Genomic DNA, 22,572 nt, shown 5'->3' on the forward strand with positions numbered 1-22,572 from the left:
CTTGCCCGCGAAGGCATCGGCACATCCAGCATCGATGTGACTGACAAACCGCCTTCGCGGGCAAGCCTCGCTCCTACAGAATAGAGCTGTGGAGACGGACAAATATGAGCGACTTCAACACCCTCGAACTGCTGACCGACCCACGAGGTTTCGCGACCCTGTGGCTCAGCCGTGAAGAAAAGAACAACGCGTTCAACGCCGAGATGATCCGCGAACTGATCCTCGCGTTGGACAAAGTGTCGACCGATGCCAGCCTGCGGTTTCTGCTGGTGCGCGGCCGCGGCAAGCATTTCAGCGCCGGTGCAGACCTGGCCTGGATGCAGCAATCGGCCGAACTCGATTACCACACCAACCTCGACGACGCCCGGGAACTGGCGGAATTGATGTACAACCTCGCCAAACTGAAAATCCCGACGCTGGCCGTGGTGCAAGGCGCGGCCTATGGCGGCGCGCTGGGCCTGATCAGTTGCTGCGATATGGCGATTGGCGCCGATGAAGCGCAGTTCTGCCTGTCGGAAGTGCGCATCGGCCTGGCGCCAGCGGTGATCAGTCCGTTCGTGGTGCAAGCCATCGGCGAACGCGCGGCACGCCGTTATGCGCTGACGGCTGAACGATTCGGCGGGCAACGGGCGCGGGAAATCAGCCTGTTGTCGGAGAGTTATCCGGTCGCTGAGCTGGAACAGAACGTGGAGAAGTGGATCGACAACCTGCTACTCAACAGCCCGGCCGCCATGCGCGTAAGCAAGGACTTGCTGCGTGAAGTCGGCAACGGCGCGCTGACCCCGGCGCTGCGCCGTTACACCGAGAATGCCATCGCTCGCATCCGCGTCAGCCCCGAAGGCCAAGAGGGCCTGCGGGCCTTTCTGCAAAAGCGTCCGCCGAGTTGGCAAGCACCGACCACCACCAAGGAGCCGCGTTGATGAGCGCACCTGTGATTACCTCTCTGCTGGTGGCCAACCGTGGCGAAATCGCCTGCCGGGTGATGCGCACCGCCAAGGCGTTGGGCCTGACCACCGTGGCCGTGCACAGCGCCACTGACCGTGACGCCCGGCACAGCCGCGAAGCGGATATCCGCGTCGACCTCGGCGGCAGCAAAGCCGCTGACAGCTATCTGCAAATCGATAAATTGATCGCTGCAGCCAAGGCCAGCGGTGCTCAGGCGATTCACCCCGGTTATGGCTTTTTGTCCGAGAACGCCGGGTTCGCCCGCGCAATTGAAGACGCCGGCCTGATCTTCCTTGGCCCGCCCGCCTCGGCCATTGACGCGATGGGCAGCAAGTCCGCCGCCAAAGCCTTGATGGAAACCGCCGGCGTACCCCTGGTGCCCGGCTACCACGGCGAAGCTCAGGATTTCGACACCTTCCGCGATGCCTGCGAACGCATCGGTTATCCGGTGTTGCTCAAGGCGACAGCGGGCGGTGGTGGCAAAGGCATGAAAGTGGTTGAGGACGTCAGCCAGTTGGCCGAAGCCCTCGCCTCGGCGCAACGTGAAGCGAAATCCTCGTTTGGCGATTCGCGGATGCTGGTGGAGAAATACCTGCTCAAACCACGTCACGTGGAAATCCAGGTGTTCGCCGATCAGCACGGCAACTACCTGTACCTTAACGAACGTGACTGCTCGATTCAGCGTCGCCACCAGAAAGTCGTCGAAGAGGCGCCCGCTCCCGGCTTGAGCCCGGAATTGCGCCGCGCCATGGGCGAAGCCGCCGTGCGTTCGGCACAGGCCATCGGCTATGTCGGCGCCGGCACCGTGGAGTTTTTGCTGGATTCGCGCGGCGAGTTTTTCTTCATGGAGATGAACACGCGTCTGCAGGTCGAGCACCCGGTCACCGAAGCGATCACTGGCCTCGACCTGGTCGCCTGGCAGATTCGCGTGGCGCGCGGTGAAGCGCTGCCGATGACCCAGGCCGAAGTCCCGCTGATCGGCCATGCGATTGAAGTGCGCTTGTATGCCGAGGACCCGAGCCATGATTTCTTGCCGGCCACCGGGCGCCTGGCGTTGTATCGCGAGTCGGCCGAAGGTCCGGGACGTCGGGTCGATAGCGGTGTGGAGGAAGGCGATGAGATTTCACCGTTCTACGACCCGATGCTCGGCAAGTTGATAGCCTGGGGCGAAGACCGTGAACAAGCGCGGCTGCGGTTGTTGAGCATGCTGGATGAGTTTGCGATCGGCGGGCTCAAGACCAACATCAACTTCCTGCGCCGGATCATCGGCCATCCGGCGTTTGCGTCGGCAGAACTGGATACCGGGTTTATTCCGCGTTATCACGAGCAATTACTGCCAGAGCCTGCGGACCTCAGTGATGATTTCTGGCAAGCCGCCGCTCAGGCGTTTGCCCAGAGCCAGCCGGGTTCTCCGCGCGCAGACGACCTGAGCTCGCCTTGGGCTGTGGGCAATGGTTTGCGTGCTGGACTGCCAAGAGAAATCACCCTTCACCTCAGTTGCGAAGGACAGGACCGGGCGCTGACGTTGGGTAACGTTGATGCCCACACCGCACAGCTCAAGGGCGAGCAGCTGCTGACCGAGCACAACGGCGTGCGCCGCCAGCACCGGGTCATTCGCCGTGGCGAAGTTGTGTATCTGCAGTGGGAAGGTGAATTACGCCGCATCGAGGCTTACGACCCGATCAGCGCTGTCGAAGCCAGTCACAGCCATCAGGGTGGGCTCACTGCCCCCATGAACGGCAGCATCGTGCGCGTATTGGTCGAGGCTGGGCAAACGGTTGAAGCTGGCGCGCAATTGGTGGTGCTGGAAGCGATGAAAATGGAACACAGCATTCGCGCGCCCCACGCCGGTGTGATCAAGGCCCTGTACTGCCAGGAAGGCGAGATGGTCAGCGAAGGCAGTGCGTTGGTCGAACTGGAAGAAGCGTGAAATGAAGATCGGTCCTACGCATGGCGCGGACCGATCTGATTAGAATTTGGCCGTTGCCTGAACCACCACGCCGAGGATTCGGCACTCTTCGGTGAAGAGGGCTTTCGGATATGTCGGATTGAGCGGGACCAGGTAACGCTGCCCGCCCTCTTCGATCAGCTTGCGAAAGATCGCTTCAACACTGTCCGCCCATTGCGCGATCACCAGCTTTCCGGGTTCCGGCACAATGGCAGGGTCCACCAGGATCATCATGCCTTCGGCAACGCTGATTCCGCTGGGTGCAGTCATCGCGTCGCCGACCACCTCGAGCCAGAACGCCGCGCCCTGAGCGTGGTAATCGGTCAGTTCGAAACGCGGCTTGCCGTAGACCGAAAGCTGACCGTCACGCACCTGCGCTGGCTCGCGCCAGTCACTGACCGGGTAACGGAAGTACGGGTTGTACTTTTGCGTCAGGGACATCTCGTCGTCCTGCAGCACTAAGGGCTCCCGAATCACCATCGCCACTTCCAGAAAATCCATCCCGAGCGCCCGCAAGACACGATTCATGTCTTCGATGCTCGGCTGACGGCGTTTATTCAGCCAGTGACCCACGCCGCCCTGGGACATCCCGAGGCGATCGGCGAGTACTTCCTGAGTGACTTTTAGCTCACTCATTTTGGCTTTGACCAACTCAATCCATTTATCCATGTGCGGCACGATACGTGGGCTACTCCGAGCAACAAAACACAAATTGTAGTATTTAAATTCTCGTCACAAATACAGTTCGTACTAGGATTGGTTCACGGATCTGAATCTATCACGGAGCTTGCCATCGCCATGACGTTACCCCGCAATGACCTGTCGGATATGCAAATGGACACCACCCTCACCTCGCCCAAAGGCAACGCCGCCGCGCAAAAAGCTTTGGACTATTACTTGAAACCAACTGTGTCAGAAGCGGTGGTCGAGGAGCGATTTTTTGATGTAAACCCTGCGGTCAGCGGTGAAGAAGCGCTGGTGCATGCGTCGGATCTGTTGCGCTGTGCCGCAGCGACCGCCTACGAGTCGGCAAACAACCTGCACGGCGCAAGTCGGGACCTGGCCTTTTCGACGGTGCATATGATCGACATGGCCAAGGCGATGATTGATCGTTCTTTACAGGGGCAGCGCGTTTGAGTCGGACGCACTTTTGAGGAAGACGGGAAAGAATTTTCCAATCGTGCAGATAAAATCATTTGACTTGCAAACGAGAATGATTATTATTGCATGCATCTGGTCGCGAGATCAGTCGATGGACCAAGAGACCTTAGGTCGGTCTCCTGGACTATCTCCTCATCAGGCTAATCACGGTTTTTGACCCGGCTTTTGCCGGGTCTTTTTTTTGCCAGTTATTCTGGCTTTGGCTTCAGGCTAATGAAGTCTTCAGGTGTTGCGAATTCGATTGGCGCGGATGATATCAAAAGAATATCCATTGGCAAGAAAGCCCGGCAGCATTGGCCCAGACGAATGAAAAATAGCACTTGAGAATCAATCGCACAGTCTCTAAGCTGCGTCTGCGTCAAGGAAGACGCCCCCCTTCTTACCCCGCAATTTCCCCCGGGTTTTCCCTTCCCAGCGTGTAAAGTAGCAGCCATAAAATCATATTCAGGAATCGACTATGACCGTGGCTAAATCCTCTTTCGACATCAGTGCAAATTTCGACAGCGGCAACATCGAAGTGCTGGACATCAGCAATCCACTTCAAGCCCTGCTGGCCATCAAACCAGACACCCGCAGCCCGCATTTCCAATGGTTCCATTTCAAGGCCAGCGGACTGCATGTCGGCCAGGAGCACTGGTTTCGTCTGAACAACGCCAGCAAATCCTCTTACAACAAGGCCTGGGACGGTTATCAGGCGGTGGCGTCCTACGACCACGTCAACTGGTTCCGCGTACCGACCATCTTCGAAGGCGACTGCCTGCGCTTCAGTCTCGAAGCCACCGCCACCCACGCCTGGTTTGCCTACTTCGAACCCTACAGCCGTGGCCGTCACGATTGGTTGATCGAACAGGCGCTGACCAAGGCTGGCACCGAACTGCTCGCCACCGGCAAAAGCGTGGAAGGTCGTGACATCCAGTTATTGCGTAAAGGCACCGGCGCCGAAGGTCAGCGCAAAGTCTGGTTGATTGCCCAGCAACACCCCGGCGAACACATGGCCGAGTGGTTCATGGAAGGTGTAATCGAACGCCTGGAAAAACACGACGACCCGACACTGAACAAATTGCTGACCAGCGCCGACCTGTACCTGGTGCCGAACATGAACCCGGACGGCGCCTTCCACGGTCACCTGCGCACCAACGCTATGGGCCAGGACCTGAATCGCGCCTGGCAGAGCGCCAGCCAGGACATCAGCCCGGAAGTGCTGTTCGTTCAGCAGCAAATGGAAAAGTACGGCGTCGACTTGTTCCTCGACATCCATGGCGATGAAGAAATCCCCTACGTGTTCACCGCCGGTTGCGAAGGCAACCCGGGCTACACGCCGCGCATCGAAAAACTCGAAGAGCATTTCCGCAGTCATCTGAAACACCTGACCAAGGACTTCCAGAGCAAGCACGGCTACACCCGCGACGAACCGGGCAAAGCCAACATGACGCTGGCCTGTAACAGTGTCGGTCAGAAATTCGACTGCCTGTCGCTGACCCTGGAGATGCCTTTCAAGGACAACGACGACGCGCCCAACGCACTGACCGGCTGGTCGGGCAAGCGCTCCAAGCAGTTGGGCAAGGACGTGCTGACGACCGTTGCCGATATGATCGATACCCTGCGCTGATCACCTCGATGGCTGCATGCCAGGCATGCAGCCATGATGCCTTCAGCCGCGATCCTTCCCGCGCAACATGCTGTCCAGCACCTCATCGCGTCGCACCCAGCCGTGAAACAACGCTGCCGCCAGATGCAGCAACACGGTCAGGAACAGCAAGTACGCCAGATACCCGTGAGCCTTGCGCAAAAACGCAAACATCTGCGCATTGGCGGGCAGGATCGATGGCAGCTGGAACGAATTGCTGAGCATCACCGGATCCCCGGCCGCTGAAATCATCGCCCAGCCCAGCAGCGGCAAAACCAGCATCAACACGTACAACAAAACATGCGAAGCCTTCGCCGCCAACACCTGCCAACCGGGCAAATCCGCCGGTAAGGGTGGCTGCTGAGTGGAAAAGCGAACGACCAGGCGCACGATCACCAGCAACAGAATCGCAATGCCCAACGGTTTGTGCAGATGGATCAACCACTCATGCCGCTCGGACACCGAGGCCACCATGCCCGCGCCGATAAACAGCATTGCAATGATCATCAGCGCCATCAGCCAATGCAGCAGCCGCGCCAACGGCGCGAAATGATTCGGTTGAGCACTCATTGATGAGCCTCCTGTTTAGCGTTGGCGGCAGGCAACTGATTGACTTCACTGGTGCGGCGCAGATAGGAACTGGCGTACCCCGCCGAGCGAGCGGCGAGCAACGGGTCGTCGGAACCTTCGATTCCCGCCGGCAAGACGAGCGGGTCGTAGTTGATGTCGCGGCACTCGCCATCGAGTTGCGGTTGCGTGCGTTCAAGCACCAAGGTGCCGGCATTCACCACTTTGCGCCCGTCAGGCCAAGCCTTGCTGGCGTCGTTGACCGGATCACCGGCGTTCGCAAGGGTGAAGTTCAACTGCCAACGCAGCGGCCCGGCGGACAACCGCTGAACCAGGTCTTTTTCAAGGAAGTCAGCCCCTTCAGGCGCCGTGGCACCCGCGGCATCTTTCGCTATCGGTGTCATGCTCCAACGCACCGCTTGGCGCTGACCGGCCGCGTTCACCAGGTAAAACGCGTTGACGCTGTTGTACGTCTCCGTCGCATAGCTGGCCGAAGGCTTGGCCGTCTTGATCCAGGCCAGGAATGGTGCGGCTTCCGGGTGAGCTCCAAAGAACGCCGGAACCGCCGCAGGATTGGGCTTGCCGGTGGCCGGGTCCGGCGATTGTGCTTGCTGCAATTGATAGAACGCGTCAGGCGTGCCCACCGGGAATACCGGCATGCTGTTCATCCCGGTGCGCCATTGCTGGCCGTTCGCCTGAGTGAAACGCAGCGCCATGCTGCGGATTGGCACGCTGCTGTCAGGCGCATAAGGATTGCCCGCAGGCAAGGCAAAACGCCCGACCACTGGGGTCTGCGGCTCGTTGAAGACTTGTGCACTTGAATACGTGCGCGCCTCGCCACTGCTTTCAAAATGTCCGATCACGCACACGCCCTTGGCATGGTTACGGCGAAATCCCGGGTGCACGCCGTTGTTTTTTTCCAGCACATTGATCAACGCTTTCGGCGTCAGGCGTTGTGGGTCGAGTGTTCCGTTGACGTAGGCAAAGGCACCGGCCAGCGCCGCGACGACCACGGCAATGCCGCCGAGGCGTAACGTCAGGCTTGCGGCACTCAGCGGTGGCCGAAGAGGCCCGGTTGGCGGTGTTGAGCGATCAACCATGAAAGACTCCAGGGCCATGGGCCACAGGGGGAAGGAGCTATGAGACGAGCGTCACGTAGGATTATTCCCTCTGAACTGTAGTTTCTTTCAAGGCTCGGTGAGCGACGAATGCCCAAATCCGTTATTCCGAGTTAAAACACGCCTCACGCTTATCCAGAAAAGCCTGCATGCCTTCTTTTTGCGCGGGAGTGGCAAACAACCCATGGAACATCCTTCGCTCGTACAGCAGGCCTTCGCGCAACCCAAGCTCCAACGCGCGATCAACTGCTTCGCGTGCAGCCACGGTGGCGGTTTTGGCGAAACCGGCAATGGTGTGCGCCGCAGCCATGGACTCTTCCAGCAGATCGGGAGCGGCCATCACTCTTGACACCAGCCCTGCCCGTTCAGCTTCCCGGGCTGACATCGAGCGGCCCGTCAGGATCATGTCCATGGCTTTGGATTTACCGATCAGACGCGTGAGACGCTGGGTCCCGCCCATTCCAGGCATCACACCCAATCTGATTTCCGGCTGGCCAAATCGCGCGGTATCGGCAGCAAAGATCAAATCGCACATCATGGCTAACTCACACCCGCCGCCAAACGCATAACCGGCGACAGCGGCCAGCTTGGGCGTCCGTAAAGCTGCAAAGGCCTCCCACTCGGCAAAGAAATCCTCGTGGACCATGTCCTGATATGACTTTTCGCTCATCTCCTTGATATCGGCGCCGGCAGCAAAAAAATCCGCGGTTCCGGTGATGACGAAACACCCGACTTTCGGATCCCGGTCCAACCGTTGCAGGTTGTCCAGCAGCTCGCGCATGACCTCGCAACTCAGCGCATTACGGGCGTGCGGACGATTGAGACGAATCAATACGACTCGATCATGACGTTCGATCAGTGTGTACATAGTGGCCTCATTGAATAATTTGAATGTTTGAAGGACCAGCGCCCCCCCCTCAGGAGTCCCAGATAGCGCCATAGGCCGCAATGCCCCGCCCTTCCATTTCCTCGACCACCCGCTGTGTCAGTGCCTGGTTGGAAATGCAGATCACCGCCTCTGCACCGGTTGTTCGAACCGCGTCATAGGCCAGTTGCACCAGGTCGGGCTTGCCGAGCAGATCGGTGTCCCAGATCAGGGCATCGGGCTCGGCCCGCAGGATTTCCTCCACCAGTTCGTTCCCATAGGTTTTTCGTGGACTGCGGGTCGACCAGATCAGATGTATCGGAACCTGTCTGGCCAGCAGATGGGGCAGCACCGGTCCGATACCGCTACCGGTGGCGATGTACACCACCGACTTGAACAGGGTTTCAATGTGAGCAACGCCTGCGGTGGTGATGCCTTTGACCCAGACGTGAGTCGGCAAGTGCTCGATGAAATCACCGGTCCAGTCTCCGGCACGGGAAATAATCAGGCGGAAACCGGTCTCTCCCGGCGTGGGAATATTGGCAAACGAGTGCCATTCCAAAAGCGGATTGAGACTGATGGCATTGGACGAACCTGCAAATGGCGTGACATGCCCGAACCGGGCAATCACTGCATGGGAAGAGGTCCTGACCACTTGCACCGGCACCTTGCGCAACCGCAGCCATGGCAGGGCAATGCTGAACGTCAACCCCATCAGCATCCAGAATGGCACGAACGCTACCAGCACTTCCTGCAACGGCGTTTGCGGGTTCTGATCCCTGGCAAACAGTAGGGTAGATGCCCAGAACAACGCGAGCGCCGTCCAGCCACCAAAGCGGTGCGTTCGCTCGACCCCATTGTGAAAGCGTGAGCGAATCCGCGGATGAGCCATGGTCGCCACCAGCAACAATACCCCCAGCAGCATGCCGTTCACCCAAAGAAGCGCGAGTGAGACCCCACCCTGGTCCTCCATCCAATGCCAACTCAATGAACCGACTAACGCCACGAACCAACCAATGGCCGCCAAGGCTGCGCCACTGTGCAGACCGCCAAAGTGATAAACCTTGGCCAGTGAGCGACGGATTGCCAGCGGCCAACAGGTGGGAGCCCGGGTAGCTATCCAGAACAGCAGATTGATGATGTATTGCTGGCGAATCAAAATGGCTATCGACAGATTCGCCAACACCAGCCCAGCTAACGCTTCCAGGGCAACACCGGAGGATGTCCACCATTGCCCGGCATTCAGCCCGTGCACCAGCGCTGCACCATTGAGTATCAGTACCAACGCCACAAGGCGGTTGTAGTGGCAGAACATTGGCAGCGTTCCAAGTCGTCGCCACAGCGCACGCTTGGCGGGCAAACCGTTGGGGGCGCTCATGCGATCACCCTCGGTCCGGCGTTGGCACCAAGCTCGGCCTGGTGCGCCAACGCCAGCTCCAGCAGCAGCCGCTTGTCGACTTTCCCCCGTGAAGTCAGCGGAATAACGTCCAGGGCGATCATCAACGAAGGCACGCAATAGTAGGCAAGCCGCTCCTCGCAGCGACGTCTCGCCGCATCGATGTTCGTGGTCGCAGGGCTGACGAAGGCCACCAGATGGCGATTGTCGAGTTTCAACGTAACCGCCCGCTCGCAGGAGTCGCACGACTCCAGTACTGCTGAAACACTATCGAGCTCAACGCGAAAACCCCGCACCTTGACCTGATCATCGACGCGCCCCAAGTGCTCGAGATCGCCTTGTGCCGTCCAGCGCCCAAGGTCGCGCGTGCGAAACATCATCCGGCCCTGACCGAGAAATGGATCGAGGCGATACCGTTCGGCGGTCAACGAGGCATTGCCCAGATAACCTGCCGTCACACCATCACCGCCGGCCCACATCTCCCCTTGTTCGCCCACCGCACAGGGTTGACCCGATTCATCGAGTACGTACACGGTGTTGTTGGGCGTCGGCTTGCCGATGGTCAGGGCCTCACCAACCCTGTAGCGCTGGATGGTGTTGACTATGGTGGTCTCGGTCGGGCCGCAGGCATTGAAAAAAGTGCAGAACGACGACCAGCGATCGGCCAGGGGTTGTGGGCACGGCTCCCCTGCTACGGCCACTACCTTGACCTGCTGGCAACGCGCCGGGTCGAGGGTGCCGAGAATTGACGGTGTGGTAATCAACACATCGCATTGCCCGGCGGTCTGGTCAATGTCCTTGTCACGGATCATCAACGTCGCGCCATGGGCCAGGCAACCCAGCATCTCCCAAGCGGCCATATCGAAGGCGATGTTCAGAATCTGACCGACCTTCATCCCAGGTCTCATGCCGAGGTTGCCGGGCTCCGTCAGCAAAATACTGCAGACATTGCGGTGGGTAACCCGAACCCCGTTGGGTAACCCGGTGGTACCGGAAGTGAATAAAACGAAGCAAAGTTGATCCGGGGTCGATGACAGCGAACCGGCCACGTTCAAATCGTCTGATAGTGTTGACGGCCACCTCATGAACTCATCGAGGCAAATGCAGTGCTGCGCCGATGTCAGGGGAAGCTGTGATTCGAGGCTCGACAGCGTCAGCACCACCTGTGTAGCGCCAACCTCCATGATATGGCGCAGTTGTGGGGTTGGTGTAATCCCCACGTGCTGAGGGATGTAGGCTGCGCCCGCTTTCAACACTGCCAACAGGCCCACCAGCATGGGGATCGAGCGTTCTACAAACAAAGCAACGTGATCGCCTGGTTTTACGCCTTGGCTGATTAACAGCGCAGCCAGCCGATTGGCCTGCCTGTTCAACTCGTTGTAGGTAATGCTTTCACCCAGCCAATGGGCCGCAACAGCTTGAGGGTGGGTCGCGGCTTGCGCTTCAATTGCGTGATGGATCAAGGAATACGTCGGTGTAACCGTCGGCCCATGACCGAATGGCTGCCAACGATCCTGATCAACAGGGGACGCAGGGAACGAGGAATAGACCAACGCCGGTTTCAGGGTGATTGCGCGCTCTTGCATATCAAAAATCTCATCGGGCTCAATGTGAAAGCTCACGTTCGGACGGTTCTGCCGAGCCTGTTAATAAGGCGGGGCTGAATGCCGTTTGCGCTTGCTACGAGGGTTGAGCCGCGACGCTTGATGCCATTACATCGATTACAACTATTAGAGAAATGTCCTACAGAAATTAACCATGGGATTTTCTTTTCCGGCAGAGGGAATAATCTGCAGTAGCCGGCGTCTTCCTTGTCACTGCCGCCCTTCAATGACAGAGACACGCCCTTTTCCATGAACGAAATCGACGAACAGTTGCGTGAAATAATTCCCAGGCTTCGGCGTTTTGCCGTGTCGTTGACACGCAATCCCAGCAGCGCGGACGATCTGGTGCAATCGAGCCTGGAGCGCGCCCTGTCGAGTTGGGGCGACAAACGCCCCGAGGGCGACTTGCGTGCCTGGCTGTTTTCGATTCTTTATCGGCAGTTTCTCGACGCTCATCGACGTTCCCGGCGTTATGCGCGGATGCTCGAATTCTTTACCGGCCGTGACGATGCCCAGCCCTCGGTAGAGCGCACCGTGATTGCCCAATCCACCCTGCAAGCCTTCGACCAGCTCACCACCGAACAGCGCGCGCTGCTGCTCTGGGTGTCGGTGGAAGGTTTGAGTTATAAAGAGGTCGCCGAGATTCTCGACGTCCCGACCGGCACCGTGATGTCGCGCCTGTCCCGCGCCCGTCAGGCCCTGCGCCAACTCAGCGACGGCGAAATCACCAGCCCTTCTCTGCGGATACTCAAATGATCAGCATGCCCCCGAGCGAACGCGACCTGCACGCCTACGTCGATCATCAACTCAATGACGCCGACCGACGCCTGGTCGAGACTTACCTCGCCAGCAACCCTCAAGCCGCCGCGCAGCTGCGCGCCTGGCAGCAGGACGCCCAGCAACTGCGCGCGGCCATGAGCGGTGCGTTGCAGTACACGGCCAACCCGGACCTCGACCCGGCGCTGATTCGCCAGCGGATCAAACGCCAGTCCCGCCGTCATCTGGCCAGCGCCGCGGTGCTCTTGATCGCCGTCAGCGTCGGTGGACTGAGCGGCTGGCAGGCGCGGGAAATGACACTGGTCAGCGCGCCACCGCCGATGACCGATGCCATGCAGGCTTACCGCTTGATCGCCCAGCAAGGCATTCTGCCGGCCGATTACAAGGTCGGCGACGACGGTGACATGCAGGCCTGGCTCGACCGTTATTTCACCCACGCCAATCGTCTGCCGGACCTGACGGATTCGGGTTATAAGCCAGTCAGCGGCCGCTTGCTCAGCACCGAGCAAGGGCCGGCGGCGATGGTGGTTTACGAAGACCAGGGCGGGCACAAGATCAGCTTCTACGTGCGACCACCAGGACCGAAAAACAACCTGCTGCCTCGGGGCAGTCGCAGCGATGGCGAGTTGCAGGCCGAGTATTGGTCCGGCGCCGGCTACAACTATGCGATGGTCAGCCCCGCCGATACGCCGGCGGCGCAGAGGCTCAAACAAACCACCCAGTTCTGACACCACCCCAATCCCCTGTAGAAGCGAGCCTGCTCGCGAATGCGGAGTGTCAGGCACCATCAATATCGACTGACACTCCGCTATCGCGAGCAGGCGAGCTCCTTGGGGGTCGGCGGTTATTTGGAGAATGTGCTCAACCCTGCCCGAACACCTGCGAAGGCCTTCGCAGCAGCGGATCAAACGGATTGATCCGCGGCCCGATCAGCGCCGCTTCGCGCTTGAGCATCTCCACCACCGTCGGCAAACGATCCGGGCCCAGGCGATCACTCACCGTGGCCACGCTCAACGCGGCCACCGCTCGCCCTTCGCGATCCAGAATCGGCACCGCGACACCGGCCATGCCTTGCAGCACACCGGTGTTGCACCCGGCATAACCCAGCGTGCGCACATTCTCGACTTCCGAGCGCAGGAACACTTCGTCGTACAGGTGGAAATCCTTGAGCCGCGGCAAGTTGTAATGGATCACCGTATCGCGCTCTTCTTCAGGCAGAAACGCCAGAATCGCCAGACTGCCCTGCCCTGGCCGACGCCAAGCGCCACCCGCCCACCGATATCGCCGGTAAAGGTGTGGATCGGAAACGGCCCTTCACTGCGGTCCAGGCAGATCGCATCAAACCCGCTGCGCGCCAGTAAAAACAACGAATCCCCCAACGAAGCCGACAGTCGCAGCAACGATGGTCGCACCAGTTCGCGCAGATTCCCGGTGTTACCGGCCCGCGCCGCCAACGCAAAAAAATCCAGGCTCAGGCGATAGCGTTTGCTGCGTGCGTCCTGTTCGACCATGCCTTCGTCCATCAGGCTGCGCAACAAGCGGTGCGTGGTCGGTTGCGACAGGCCACTGGCGCAGATTCCGGCCAAGGGTCGCATCAAGGATCAAGCGGTGGCGGTCAGCCTTGGCGTGACCGGGCTGGCGTACAACACGCGTCTGTTCAAGGAGAAAGGTTGGGCCGCGCCGATCTCGTGGATGGACATGGCCGACCCGCGCTTCAAGGACAAACTGGTGTTCCAGTCGATGGCCTCGTCGACCTTCGGTTTGCATGGCTTCCTGATGTTCAACCGGATTCAGGGCGGCAGCGAAATCGACGTCGAGCCGGGGTTCAAGGCCTGGCCGAACACCGTCGGGCGCAACGTGCTGGAATACATTCCGAGCTCGGCGAAGATTTCCGAAATGCTCCAGACCGACGAAGCCGCGCTGTTCCCGCTGACCCCAACCCAAGTCACCGCGCTGAAACTCAAAGGCATGCCGGTGGAATATGCACAGCCCAAGGAAGGCTTCGTGGTGCTCAACGTGGCCGAGTGCACCATTGCCAACAACACTCAACCGGAACTGGCGCAGAAACTCGCTGCGTTTTTGCTGACGCCTGAAGCTCAGGCCGCCGCACTTGAGGATGGCGACCAGATCCCGTCCAACCCGAATACGCCGACCACCGACAAGACGCGCGGTCAGGTCGAGGCGATGAAGCAGTACCTGACCACCGCGATTGCCATTGGCTGGGATCCGGTCAACGAACAGCGCCCGGCGTGGAATGCGCGGTGGAATCGCAGTATCGAGCGATAGATATCGCCGCAATGACACACGCCCTGGTAGTTGCCTTGTGGCGAGGGGGTTTATCCCAGTTCGGCTGAGAAGCAGTCGTAAATCCAGAAATGCGGATTGCCTGGCGCACCGCAACTTCTGATTTTACGACTGCGCTCCCACATCAGATCGAGTCCGCCCAGGCAACCCGGTCAACTGTGGTAGCTAGCCTGCTCGCGAAGGCGGCCTCACAGACCGCACACCTTTCCCGCTATCATGTCGCCCATTTCCAGGGCCTCGCGCCCTCCCCTCGATCAATAGCGAACCCGCCCATGGATACCCTCGCCCAACTGCGCGCCGGTCAACTGACAGGTATCACCCGTTTGGATCTGGCCTGCGATCTGACCGAATTTCCGCGAGAAATCTTCGATCTGGCGGACACGCTGGAAGTACTCAACCTCAGCGGCAACGCCTTGAGTCGCCTGCCGGATGACCTGCATCGCCTGACCCGTTTGCGCGTGCTGTTTTGCTCGGACAACCGGTTCACCGAACTGCCCGCGTGCCTCGGCCGATGCACTGCGCTGACGATGATCGGTTTCAAGGCCAATGCCATCGAGACGGTACCCGCCGCTGCGTTGCCGCCGTTTCTGCGTTGGCTGATCCTGACCGATAACCGCCTGCGTGAACTGCCCGCAGAGTTGGGTCAACGTCCACACCTGCAAAAACTCATGCTTGCCGGCAATCGCTTGCAGCGCTTGCCCGAAAGTCTGAGCCAATGTCATCGACTCGAGCTGATCCGCATCGCCGCCAATCAACTGACTGAGCTGCCCGATTGGCTGCTGACCCTGCCAAGCCTGACCTGGCTGGCGTATGCCGGTAACCCGCTGGAAACCGAGGCCGATGCGGCGGCCCTCGATGCCACGGCGAGTATCGCGTGGTCCGAACTGCGCCTGGAGCACCAACTGGGCGAAGGTGCTTCGGGAGTGATTCATCGGGCGGCGTGGGAGCAACCGGGTCAACCGGCCACCCAGGTAGCGGTCAAACTCTACAAAGGCGAAATGACCAGCGATGGGTCACCGCTGCACGAAATGAACGCCTGCATCACCGCCGGTATTCACCCCAATCTGATCCGGGTCGAAGGCCGAGTCGTCGGGCATCCCGAACGGCAGGCCGGGTTGGTGATGCAACTGATCGACCCGAGTTATCGCAACCTGGCCGGGCTGCCGAGCCTTGCGTCCTGTACACGTGACGTCTATGCCGATGGCACTCGTTTCAGTGCGGACGTAGCGCTGCGTATGGCCCGCGGCATCGCCTCGGTGGCCGAGCATTTGCACCGCCAAGGCATCACTCACGGAGATCTCTACGGCCACAACATTTTGTGGAACGAACACGGTGATTGCCTGTTGGGGGACTTTGGCGCGGCGTCTTTCCATGCGACATGCGACAGCCTTGAAAGCCGTGCGCTGCAACGCATTGAGGTGCGGGCGTTCGGGGTTTTGCTGGGGGAGTTGCTGGAGCGGATCGACTCGGGGTTGAGTGATGACGGACGGGGGCGGCTGGAGGCGTTGCAGCAGCGTTGCTGTCAACCACAGGTGTTGGCGCGGCCGGGGTTCAGTGAGATAGGACAGGACTTAGCTGCCTCCAACTGAGTTAAAGGCAAATACAAAACCTGTGGCGAGGGGGCTTGCTCCCGCTGGACGGCGGAGCCGTCCCAAGCGACGGCTGCTGCGCACCCGAGCGGGAGCAAGCTCCCTCGCCACAAAGAAAATCAGAACCGGTTCGGCTTAACCCGCCAAACCCACAAACATATCCTGCACATCATCATGGTTATCGAGGCCTTCCAGGAACGCCTCGACTTCAGCCATCTGCTCATCGCTCAAACCGCTCACCGGGTTTTTCGGCTGATAACCCAACTTGGCCGACAACACGGTAAAACTTTGCTCAGGCAGCGCTTTCTGAACGGCGTCCAGGTCCGCAGGCTCGGTCAGGAACAGGGTGGTGCCCTCTTCATCACCGGGCTCGAAATCCTGGGCTCCGGCTTCGATCGCGGCCATCTCCGGATCGGCGTCCGGGCTGTCCGGGGACGCTTCGATCATGCCGACATGGTTGAAGTCCCACGCCACCGAACCGGAAGCACCCAATTGGCCCTTGCGGAAGGCCACGCGGATTTCCGCGACGGTGCGGTTGATGTTGTCGGTCACGCATTCAACGATCAGCGGCACCTGATGCGGAGCGAAGCCTTCATACGTCACGCGATGGTATTGCACGGTTTCGCCCAACAGGCCCGCGCCTTTCTTGATCGCGCGATCCAGGGTTTCCTTGGGCATCGAGGCTTTCTTGGCCTGCTCGACCACAAGGCGCAGGTGTGCGTTGGTGGCAGTATCGGCACCGTTACGCGCAGCAATGGTGATTTCTTTCACCAGTTTGCCGAAGATCTTGCCCTTGGCGTTAGATGCCGCTTCTTTGTGTTTAACCTTCCACTGTGCGCCCATTACTCACTCTCTTATCTGAGGCGCCGAGACATCTATTGGCCGACGCTTTGTGCAAGTTTATACGGCCTAAAGTTGGCAATCGACCAAAAAATCCACGCGGTTCACCGGCATGCCCCATCGACATCGTCACTGACCGTTGTAGGACGATTCTGAAAAGTCGGTTTGCGGTGACTATTAAGGGCCGTGGTTCCGTACCCTCTGCGCCCATATTCCGTGGCAGAAGCGCGTTCGATGCACAACGACAAGGAAAGTCCCTACACCCTGACCCTCCTGGACAGTAGTTTGAGTCTGCAGGTGTTGCAGTTCAGTGGCCGAGAAAGTCTCAACCAGCCTTATCGTTTCGAGATCGAAGTGATCGGCCTGGCACCGGCCATGAATCTTGAGCGGTTGTTGCAGCTGCCGGCGTTCCTGAGCCTGGGGGATGACACCGGCATTCATGGCATCCTGCACACCGCCAGCCGGGAGTATCGTGGCCCGCACCGGGTCGGCTACCACCTGATATTGGTGCCGTGGCTGCAACAACTCGACCGGCACCCCTGCCGTCGGGTATTTCATCAGCTCGGCGTCCCCGCGATTCTGCGCCAGTTGCTCGCCGAAAATGCGATCCCCGAAGACAGCTACCGTTTTGAACTGCCGAACGGGCGCTACCCGGTACGACCGTTTTGCATTCAGTTTGATGAGACCGACCTGGCCTTCGTGCAACGGCTCTGCGAAGAAGAAGGCATCCACTATCACTTCGAACATCAGCGCGACGGCCATGTGCTGGTGCTGGCCGATGACAGCCTGAGCTTTCCACAGGAACCGCTGTTGATGCCTTTTTACGACGACGCGTCTGATCGCACGAGCACGCCGGTGATCAGTGAGTTGTTCCAGCGCCACGCCTCGCCCCCACTCACCGCATCGCCTGCGCCGCAACAGCTCCAGCGTGAGCAGTCGAGCCGTCGATCGCTTGAACGCCTGCGCTGCCGCCATCGGCAGATACAGGGGCAAAGCAATCACCGTGACATGCGCAGTGGATGCATCGTGCAAGTGTCGGAACACCCCATCCCGAACTTCAACGATCAATGGCTGCTGACCGAGGTCCGGCATCAGGGCCAACAGCCGTCGATTCTCGCCGAAGACACCACCGACAGGGTCCAGCGTTACAGCAATCAGTTCAGTGCAATTCCGTGGTCCACGGTGTTCCGGCCAGCGCTCACACAGGCCAGACCGAGCATTCCGGGTTATCAGAAGGCGCGAGTGCTGGGCCCTGTCGGGCAACCTGCGGTGCTGGATGATCAAGGGCGGATTGAGGTCCGGTTGTGGCCCACCGCACAGGTCGACGACGAGGACTCCACCGGCCTCTGGCTTCCCGTGGCCCTCGCCGCGCCGGACGGTCGGGTCGATCCGTCCTGGCTGCCGCTCGCCGGCACCGACGTACTGATCAGTTTTCTCGACAGCGACCCGGATCGCCCGGTGCTGTGTGCGACGGCGAGCAACCCGCCATCGCCTCGATGCGCTCGACAGCCACGCAGCGATGGACGCCTGTTGCTGGATTGGCTGGTCAACCGTCCGGACTGATCAGCCCTTGCCTGCCTTGCCTGCCGCCGCTGCGAACCTGGCCAGACGCCCATCCAGATGCCGCGGCCGGCGCCCGTGATCCTCGGCGCGCTCCTTGCAGCGGATGGCGTTGCGCACCATCAGCGAGCCGAGGTAACGAATCGGCTCTGGCGGTACCGTTGGGGGGGTTGAATCCCCGCAGGCCGTCCTTCATCAAGCCCGGTCATCGCCGTGTTCTCGTGAATCCTCACGCCCAGTTGCAAGGCGACCCGGCGCCTGTTCCAGCCAGAAAGGTATCATCGGTTACTCCTCAGGTACGCAGGGGTTTTACGGTCATTGCCTGGTTCGGCACGAAAGCGCTTTCGACGCGCAGACCCGCCGGACGGCTGTTCCAGTGGGGGATCAGCACCAGGGCGCAGAACAATGCGCAGCCGGCGAAGACGATGAACACAGTGATCGAGTCGAAGTAGCCCGGCAGCAATCCGCCGAGAATCGCCCCGACCGAGCCGCAACCGTTGACGAACCCGGCGGCCGTGGCGCCCGCCTTGGCGGTGCCGAAATCAATCGCTGCCGCACCGCTGATCATCGAATCCGGTCCGTACAGGGTCAGGCCCATGACGAACAGCAGCGCCACCATTAACAAGACGCTGCCGGTGTGCAGAGCGCCCATGAACAACGCCAGGGAAACGGTCAGTGCCAACAGACTGATCACGCAGGCCGGCATGCGCCGGGCGCCGAACAGCTTGTCCGAGCCGAGCAGGATCGGCCCAAGCAACCCGGCCAGCTCGAACGCAGTGGGAATGATCGCCGCGCCCACCTTGCCCACCGAGGGCATTTGCTCGAAGACGATCACCGGCCCCCAGAGCAGAATCGCTTAGCGCGCCGGTTTCAACAGGAAATACGCCAGGCCCAATACCAGCACTGTGGTGTGCTTGCGCGAGCAGAGTTCTCGGCGGGTGGTGGCGACGTTTCTGGAGATGGTTCGCGAGAGTCTTGTGTAGACAGGGCCGGCCTCATCGCGAGCAGGCTCACTCCCACATTGGATCTCCAGCGTTCACAAAATCCCTGTGGGAGCGAGCCTGCTCGCGATGGCCGCGCCGCGGTTTACCTTACGGGCGCCAACTCGAAAAACGCCCGGATCAAACGCAAATCCCGCCGCCGTTCCATGCACCCGATCATGTGCCGGTTAACCAACCCTTCACCAATAATCGGCACCGCCGCCACCCGCGGGTCGTGGCTGACCTCCACCGACGACACCACGCCAACGCCCAACTCGGCCGCCACGGCCTCGGTCACCGCCTCGCGACTGTCCAGCTCCAGCAACACCCTGGGATTAACCGACGCGCTCACGCAGGCTTCATCGAACGTCCGTCGGGTGATCGAACTCGGTTCCCGCAAGACCATGATCACTTGATCCAGCTCCTTGAGCTTCACGCCCTTGGACGCCTTGGCCCAGGGATGACTTTCCGGCACCAGCGCGCAAATCCGTGATTCGCTCAACGCTTGCAGATGCAGCCCTTTGCGCGGCTCGACCTCGGTCAACACCGCCACGTCGGCATGCTCGGACAATAACGCCCCGAGCGTTTCCTGAGCATTGCCCAAGCGCAGATTCACCGTAATTCCCGGATACCGCGCCCGCAGGCTGGCCAGCATCGGCATCACCATGTGCGGACCGTCCGCCGCCACTTCCAGGCGCCCGGTCAGCAATTGACGATTCGCTTCCAGCAGCACCTGCGCTTCTTCGACCAGGCCGAACATCGCCCGGGTGATCGCCGCCAGCTTGGTGCCCTCCTCTGTCAGCTCCACCCGTCGCGCGGTGCGGCGCAGCAAGGTGATTTGGTAATGCTCCTCCAAAGCCTTGATGTGACCGGTGACCGCTGGTTGGCTGATGAACAGCCGCTCGGCCGCACGGGTGAAGCTGCCTTCGCGGGCCACGGCGTCGAAGGCTCGAAGCTGGAATAGGTTCATGGATAACTCTCACTGATGGCTGGCATAACAACAAACAATTTGATTGATAGCACCCGAAATTGCAATTTATGTCCCGTAGCTTCATCCCACAGAGAGCTTTTGCGAGGACACAAGAATGAGCACTGCCGAGCCAATCCTGCTCACCCCCGGCCCACTGACCACATCGGCCCGCACCCGTCAGGCGATGATGGTCGACTGGGGTTCATGGGATGACCGCTTCAATCAACTGACCGCCAGCCTGTGCGAGCAATTGCTGGCCATCCTCAACGGCGGCGACAGCCACCACTGCGTGCCCTTGCAAGGCAGCGGCACGTTCGCGGTCGAAGCTGCCATCGGTACGTTGGTGCCCCGCGACGGCAAAGTGCTGGTGCTGATCAACGGTGCCTACGGCAAACGCCTGGCGAAAATCTGCGAAGTGCTCGGCCGCTCCTTCAGCACCTTCGAAACCGCCGAAGACGAACCAACCACCGCTGCCGACGTCGACCGTCTGCTGCACGCCGACGCCAGCATTACCCACGTTGCGCTGATTCACTGCGAAACCAGCACCGGCATCCTCAACCCGCTGCCGGAGATTGCCCACGTCATTGCGCAACACGGCAAACACCTGATCATCGACGCCATGAGCTCCTTCGGCGCGCTGCCGATCGATGCGCAACAAGTGCCCTTCGACGCGCTGATCGCCGCTTCGGGCAAATGCCTGGAAGGCGTGCCGGGCATGGGTTTCGTCTTCGCTCGCAAAGAAGCGCTAGCCAATGCCGCCGGTAACTCCCACTCACTGGCGATGGACCTTTTCGATCAGCACACCTACATGGCCAAGACCGGCCAATGGCGCTTCACGCCGCCGACCCATGTGGTCGCCGCGCTGCACGAAGCCCTGCTGCAATACAACGAAGAAGGCGGTTTGCCGGCGCGGCATCAGCGCTACGCCAATAACTGCCAGGTGCTGCTCGATGACATGGCCAGACTGGGACTGCGCAGCTTCCTGCCCGCCGCAATCCAGGCGCCGATCATTGTCACGTTCCACGCGCCGAAAGACCCGCGCTACCAGTTCAAGGAATTCTACGAACGCGTCAAGGCCAAGGGTTTCATCCTCTACCCCGGCAAATTGACCCAGGTCGAAACCTTCCGCGTCGGCTGCATCGGACACGTCAATCAGGCCGAGATGCACGCGGCCGTGGTAGCGGTCGCCGAAGTGCTGCGCGAGATGGAAGTCCTCGATATCTGAATGAGCAGACACCGCTGATCCTGTAGGAGCGAGGCTTGCCCGCGAATGCAGACGACGCGGTTCTTCAGACACACCGAATTATCGTTCTTCGCGGGCAAGCCTCGCTCCTACAAGGGACACAACATATGAACTACACAAACCCAACCCAACTCCAGGCCGCCATCCTCGACTGGGCCGGCACCGTGGTCGACTTCGGCTCGTTCGCGCCGACGCAGATTTTCGTCGAAGCCTTCGCCGAGTTCGACGTCCAGGTCTCCATCGAAGAGGCCCGCGGGCCGATGGGCATGGGCAAGTGGGACCACATTCGCACCCTGTGCGATCAGCCGGAAGTCGCCGAGCGCTATCGTGCCGTGTTCGGCCGCACGCCGACTGACGATGACGTCACCGCCATCTACAAACGCTTCATGCCGCTGCAAATCGAGAAAATCGCCGAGCACTCGGCGCTGATTCCGGGCGCGCTGGACACCATCGCCAACCTGCGTCAGCAAGGGATCAAGATCGGTTCCTGCTCCGGTTACCCGAAACAGGTCATGGACAAGGTGGTCGAACTGGCCGCCACCAACGGCTACATCGCCGATCACGTGGTCGCCACCGACGAAGTGCCTAACGGCCGCCCATGGCCGGCCCAGGCCTTGGCCAACGTGATTGCGCTGGGCATCGACGACGTCGCCGCCTGCGTGAAGATCGACGACACCGTGCCAGGCATTCTCGAGGGGCGTCGCGCCGGCATGTGGACCGTGGCGCTGATCTGCTCGGGCAACGCGCTGGGTCTGGACTACGAAGGTTTCCGCGCTCTGGACAGCGAGCAACTCGACAGTGAACGCAAGCGCATCCACGCGATGTTCGAGGGCTCGCGGCCGCACTACATGGTCGACACCATCACCGACTTGCCGCAAGTGATCGCTGACATCAACAAGCGTCTGGCCAAGGGTGAGATGCCGCAAAGTAGCTGATAACGTTTCTTGCTCCATAAAAAAGCGCCAGCTCCGTTTCGGAACTGGCGCTTTTTTGTGTGCGATCACTTGAGCCAGAGCATTGAACGCCCAAATAGCCACAGGCAAATCCACCAAAGCGGATTACAGTTAAAGAACATCGT

At 60.2% G+C, this 22,572-nt stretch carries 18 protein-coding genes and 4 pseudogenes; 11 read left to right on the forward strand and 11 right to left on the reverse strand.

Features of this window, described 5'->3' with window-relative positions:
- The first annotated feature begins 104 nt into the window (after window positions 1-104).
- Both ACA051_RS19230 and ACA051_RS19235 read left to right on the forward strand, forming a co-directional pair.
- The gene (locus tag ACA051_RS19230) at window positions 105-920 is read left to right on the forward strand and encodes a gamma-carboxygeranoyl-CoA hydratase (protein WP_497303950.1); all 816 of its coding nucleotides are present in this window, start codon (window positions 105-107) and stop codon (window positions 918-920) included.
- A complete protein-coding gene (locus ACA051_RS19235; RefSeq protein WP_497371448.1) occupies window positions 920-2,875 on the forward strand; it encodes an acetyl/propionyl/methylcrotonyl-CoA carboxylase subunit alpha in 1,956 nt (651 codons plus the stop codon). The genes ACA051_RS19230 and ACA051_RS19235 overlap by 1 nt, the downstream gene beginning before the upstream one ends.
- Window positions 2,876-2,914: 39 nt before the next feature.
- Here the strand turns inward: ACA051_RS19235 and ACA051_RS19240 are convergent, their stop codons facing one another.
- Entirely contained in the window at window positions 2,915-3,562 is a 648-nt protein-coding gene (locus tag ACA051_RS19240; RefSeq protein WP_497371450.1) for a LexA family protein, read from the reverse strand.
- A 129-nt stretch (window positions 3,563-3,691) separates the two neighbouring features.
- Here ACA051_RS19240 and ACA051_RS19245 point away from each other — a divergent pair, with 129 nt between their 5' ends.
- A complete protein-coding gene (locus ACA051_RS19245; RefSeq protein WP_497303956.1) occupies window positions 3,692-4,030 on the forward strand; it encodes a DUF6124 family protein in 339 nt (112 codons plus the stop codon).
- Window positions 4,031-4,511: 481 nt separating this feature from the next.
- A complete protein-coding gene (locus tag ACA051_RS19250) occupies window positions 4,512-5,663 on the forward strand; it encodes a M14 family metallopeptidase (RefSeq protein ID WP_497303958.1) in 1,152 nt (383 codons plus the stop codon).
- A 42-nt stretch (window positions 5,664-5,705) separates the two neighbouring features.
- Here the strand turns inward: ACA051_RS19250 and ACA051_RS19255 are convergent, their stop codons facing one another.
- The 5 genes from ACA051_RS19255 to ACA051_RS19275 all read right to left on the reverse strand — a co-directional run bounded on the left by ACA051_RS19255 (window position 5,706) and on the right by ACA051_RS19275 (window position 11,213).
- Window positions 5,706-6,251: a cytochrome b gene (locus ACA051_RS19255; RefSeq protein ID WP_403104677.1), complete on the reverse strand. Its 546-nt coding sequence runs from the start codon at window positions 6,249-6,251 to the stop codon at window positions 5,706-5,708.
- The gene (locus ACA051_RS19260; RefSeq protein ID WP_497371452.1) at window positions 6,248-7,348 is read right to left on the reverse strand and encodes a catalase family peroxidase; all 1,101 of its coding nucleotides are present in this window, start codon (window positions 7,346-7,348) and stop codon (window positions 6,248-6,250) included. The genes ACA051_RS19255 and ACA051_RS19260 overlap by 4 nt, the downstream gene beginning before the upstream one ends.
- Before the next feature lie 121 nt (window positions 7,349-7,469).
- Window positions 7,470-8,234 carry an enoyl-CoA hydratase-related protein gene (locus ACA051_RS19265; protein ID WP_497303962.1) on the reverse strand — a complete coding sequence of 255 codons (765 nt, stop codon included), beginning with the start codon at window positions 8,232-8,234 and terminating at the stop codon, window positions 7,470-7,472.
- 49 nt (window positions 8,235-8,283) lie between these two features.
- On the reverse strand, window positions 8,284-9,609 hold the full coding sequence (locus ACA051_RS19270) for an FNR domain-containing protein (RefSeq protein ID WP_497371454.1): 1,326 nt from the start codon (window positions 9,607-9,609) through the stop codon (window positions 8,284-8,286).
- Entirely contained in the window at window positions 9,606-11,213 is a 1,608-nt protein-coding gene (locus ACA051_RS19275) for an amino acid adenylation domain-containing protein (RefSeq protein WP_497371456.1), read from the reverse strand. Before ACA051_RS19275 ends, ACA051_RS19270 begins: the two co-directional genes overlap by 4 nt.
- A 267-nt stretch (window positions 11,214-11,480) precedes the next feature.
- Here ACA051_RS19275 and ACA051_RS19280 point away from each other — a divergent pair, with 267 nt between their 5' ends.
- Both ACA051_RS19280 and ACA051_RS19285 read left to right on the forward strand, forming a co-directional pair.
- On the forward strand, window positions 11,481-11,987 hold the full coding sequence (locus ACA051_RS19280) for an RNA polymerase sigma factor (RefSeq protein WP_497303967.1): 507 nt from the start codon (window positions 11,481-11,483) through the stop codon (window positions 11,985-11,987).
- The gene (locus ACA051_RS19285; RefSeq protein WP_497303969.1) at window positions 11,984-12,736 is read left to right on the forward strand and encodes an anti-sigma factor family protein; all 753 of its coding nucleotides are present in this window, start codon (window positions 11,984-11,986) and stop codon (window positions 12,734-12,736) included. The genes ACA051_RS19280 and ACA051_RS19285 overlap by 4 nt, the downstream gene beginning before the upstream one ends.
- Window positions 12,737-12,869: 133 nt before the next feature.
- Here the strand turns inward: ACA051_RS19285 and ACA051_RS19290 are convergent.
- Window positions 12,870-13,573, reverse strand: a pseudogene (locus ACA051_RS19290) (IclR family transcriptional regulator); the annotation flags it as partial.
- Here ACA051_RS19290 and ACA051_RS19295 point away from each other — a divergent pair.
- A pseudogene (locus ACA051_RS19295) lies at window positions 13,572-14,294 on the forward strand (extracellular solute-binding protein); the annotation flags it as partial. The pseudogenes ACA051_RS19290 and ACA051_RS19295 sit on opposite strands and share 2 nt — an antisense overlap.
- 290 nt (window positions 14,295-14,584) lie before the next feature.
- On the forward strand, window positions 14,585-15,901 hold the full coding sequence (locus ACA051_RS19300; RefSeq protein ID WP_497371458.1) for a leucine-rich repeat-containing protein kinase family protein: 1,317 nt from the start codon (window positions 14,585-14,587) through the stop codon (window positions 15,899-15,901).
- 135 nt (window positions 15,902-16,036) lie between these two features.
- Here the strand turns inward: ACA051_RS19300 and ACA051_RS19305 are convergent, their stop codons facing one another.
- Window positions 16,037-16,744, reverse strand: coding sequence for a YebC/PmpR family DNA-binding transcriptional regulator (locus tag ACA051_RS19305; protein WP_497303973.1), 708 nt, complete (start codon window positions 16,742-16,744; stop codon window positions 16,037-16,039).
- Between the two features lie 231 nt (window positions 16,745-16,975).
- Between ACA051_RS19305 and ACA051_RS19310 the strand changes: the two genes are divergently transcribed.
- Window positions 16,976-18,304 carry a type VI secretion system Vgr family protein gene (locus tag ACA051_RS19310; RefSeq protein ID WP_497303975.1) on the forward strand — a complete coding sequence of 443 codons (1,329 nt, stop codon included), beginning with the start codon at window positions 16,976-16,978 and terminating at the stop codon, window positions 18,302-18,304.
- On the opposite strand, the pseudogene ACA051_RS19315 reads toward ACA051_RS19310, so the two are convergent.
- From ACA051_RS19315 to ACA051_RS19325, 3 genes and pseudogenes are all read right to left on the reverse strand, one after another.
- Window positions 18,305-18,457, reverse strand: a pseudogene (locus ACA051_RS19315) (FAD-dependent oxidoreductase); the annotation flags it as partial.
- A 136-nt stretch (window positions 18,458-18,593) separates the two neighbouring features.
- Window positions 18,594-19,217 (reverse strand): annotated as a pseudogene (locus tag ACA051_RS19320) (MFS transporter); the annotation flags it as partial.
- 170 nt (window positions 19,218-19,387) lie between these two features.
- Entirely contained in the window at window positions 19,388-20,251 is an 864-nt protein-coding gene (locus ACA051_RS19325) for a LysR substrate-binding domain-containing protein (RefSeq protein ID WP_497371460.1), read from the reverse strand.
- Between the two features lie 115 nt (window positions 20,252-20,366).
- On the opposite strand from ACA051_RS19325, the gene ACA051_RS19330 reads away from it, so the two are divergent.
- Together ACA051_RS19330 and phnX are read left to right on the forward strand one after the other, a co-directional pair.
- Window positions 20,367-21,476, forward strand: coding sequence for a 2-aminoethylphosphonate--pyruvate transaminase (locus tag ACA051_RS19330; RefSeq protein WP_497371462.1), 1,110 nt, complete (start codon window positions 20,367-20,369; stop codon window positions 21,474-21,476).
- A gap of 125 nt (window positions 21,477-21,601) precedes the next feature.
- Complete coding sequence (phnX, locus tag ACA051_RS19335; protein ID WP_497371464.1) at window positions 21,602-22,429, forward strand: phosphonoacetaldehyde hydrolase; 828 nt, start codon at window positions 21,602-21,604, stop codon at window positions 22,427-22,429.
- Window positions 22,430-22,572 lie beyond the last annotated feature (143 nt).

It is taken from the genome of Pseudomonas sp. LBUM1669 (assembly GCF_059695705.1).

Excerpts from the sequence above, each read along its gene's own strand:
- ACA051_RS19230 (WP_497303950.1), top strand. The coding sequence starts at position 105 with ATGAGCGACTTCAACACCCTCGAACTGCTGACCGACCCACGAGGTTTC.
- ACA051_RS19235 (WP_497371448.1), top strand. The coding sequence starts at position 920 with ATGAGCGCACCTGTGATTACCTCTCTGCTGGTGGCCAACCGTGGCGAA.
- ACA051_RS19240 (WP_497371450.1), bottom strand. The coding sequence starts at position 3,562 with ATGGATAAATGGATTGAGTTGGTCAAAGCCAAAATGAGTGAGCTAAAA.
- ACA051_RS19245 (WP_497303956.1), top strand. The coding sequence starts at position 3,692 with ATGACGTTACCCCGCAATGACCTGTCGGATATGCAAATGGACACCACC.
- ACA051_RS19250 (WP_497303958.1), top strand. The coding sequence starts at position 4,512 with ATGACCGTGGCTAAATCCTCTTTCGACATCAGTGCAAATTTCGACAGC.
- ACA051_RS19255 (WP_403104677.1), bottom strand. The coding sequence starts at position 6,251 with ATGAGTGCTCAACCGAATCATTTCGCGCCGTTGGCGCGGCTGCTGCAT.
- ACA051_RS19260 (WP_497371452.1), bottom strand. The coding sequence starts at position 7,348 with ATGGTTGATCGCTCAACACCGCCAACCGGGCCTCTTCGGCCACCGCTG.
- ACA051_RS19265 (WP_497303962.1), bottom strand. The coding sequence starts at position 8,234 with ATGTACACACTGATCGAACGTCATGATCGAGTCGTATTGATTCGTCTC.
- ACA051_RS19270 (WP_497371454.1), bottom strand. The coding sequence starts at position 9,609 with ATGAGCGCCCCCAACGGTTTGCCCGCCAAGCGTGCGCTGTGGCGACGA.
- ACA051_RS19275 (WP_497371456.1), bottom strand. The coding sequence starts at position 11,213 with ATGCAAGAGCGCGCAATCACCCTGAAACCGGCGTTGGTCTATTCCTCG.
- ACA051_RS19280 (WP_497303967.1), top strand. The coding sequence starts at position 11,481 with ATGAACGAAATCGACGAACAGTTGCGTGAAATAATTCCCAGGCTTCGG.
- ACA051_RS19285 (WP_497303969.1), top strand. The coding sequence starts at position 11,984 with ATGATCAGCATGCCCCCGAGCGAACGCGACCTGCACGCCTACGTCGAT.
- ACA051_RS19300 (WP_497371458.1), top strand. The coding sequence starts at position 14,585 with ATGGATACCCTCGCCCAACTGCGCGCCGGTCAACTGACAGGTATCACC.
- ACA051_RS19305 (WP_497303973.1), bottom strand. The coding sequence starts at position 16,744 with ATGGGCGCACAGTGGAAGGTTAAACACAAAGAAGCGGCATCTAACGCC.
- ACA051_RS19310 (WP_497303975.1), top strand. The coding sequence starts at position 16,976 with ATGCACAACGACAAGGAAAGTCCCTACACCCTGACCCTCCTGGACAGT.
- ACA051_RS19325 (WP_497371460.1), bottom strand. The coding sequence starts at position 20,251 with ATGAACCTATTCCAGCTTCGAGCCTTCGACGCCGTGGCCCGCGAAGGC.
- ACA051_RS19330 (WP_497371462.1), top strand. The coding sequence starts at position 20,367 with ATGAGCACTGCCGAGCCAATCCTGCTCACCCCCGGCCCACTGACCACA.
- phnX (WP_497371464.1), top strand. The coding sequence starts at position 21,602 with ATGAACTACACAAACCCAACCCAACTCCAGGCCGCCATCCTCGACTGG.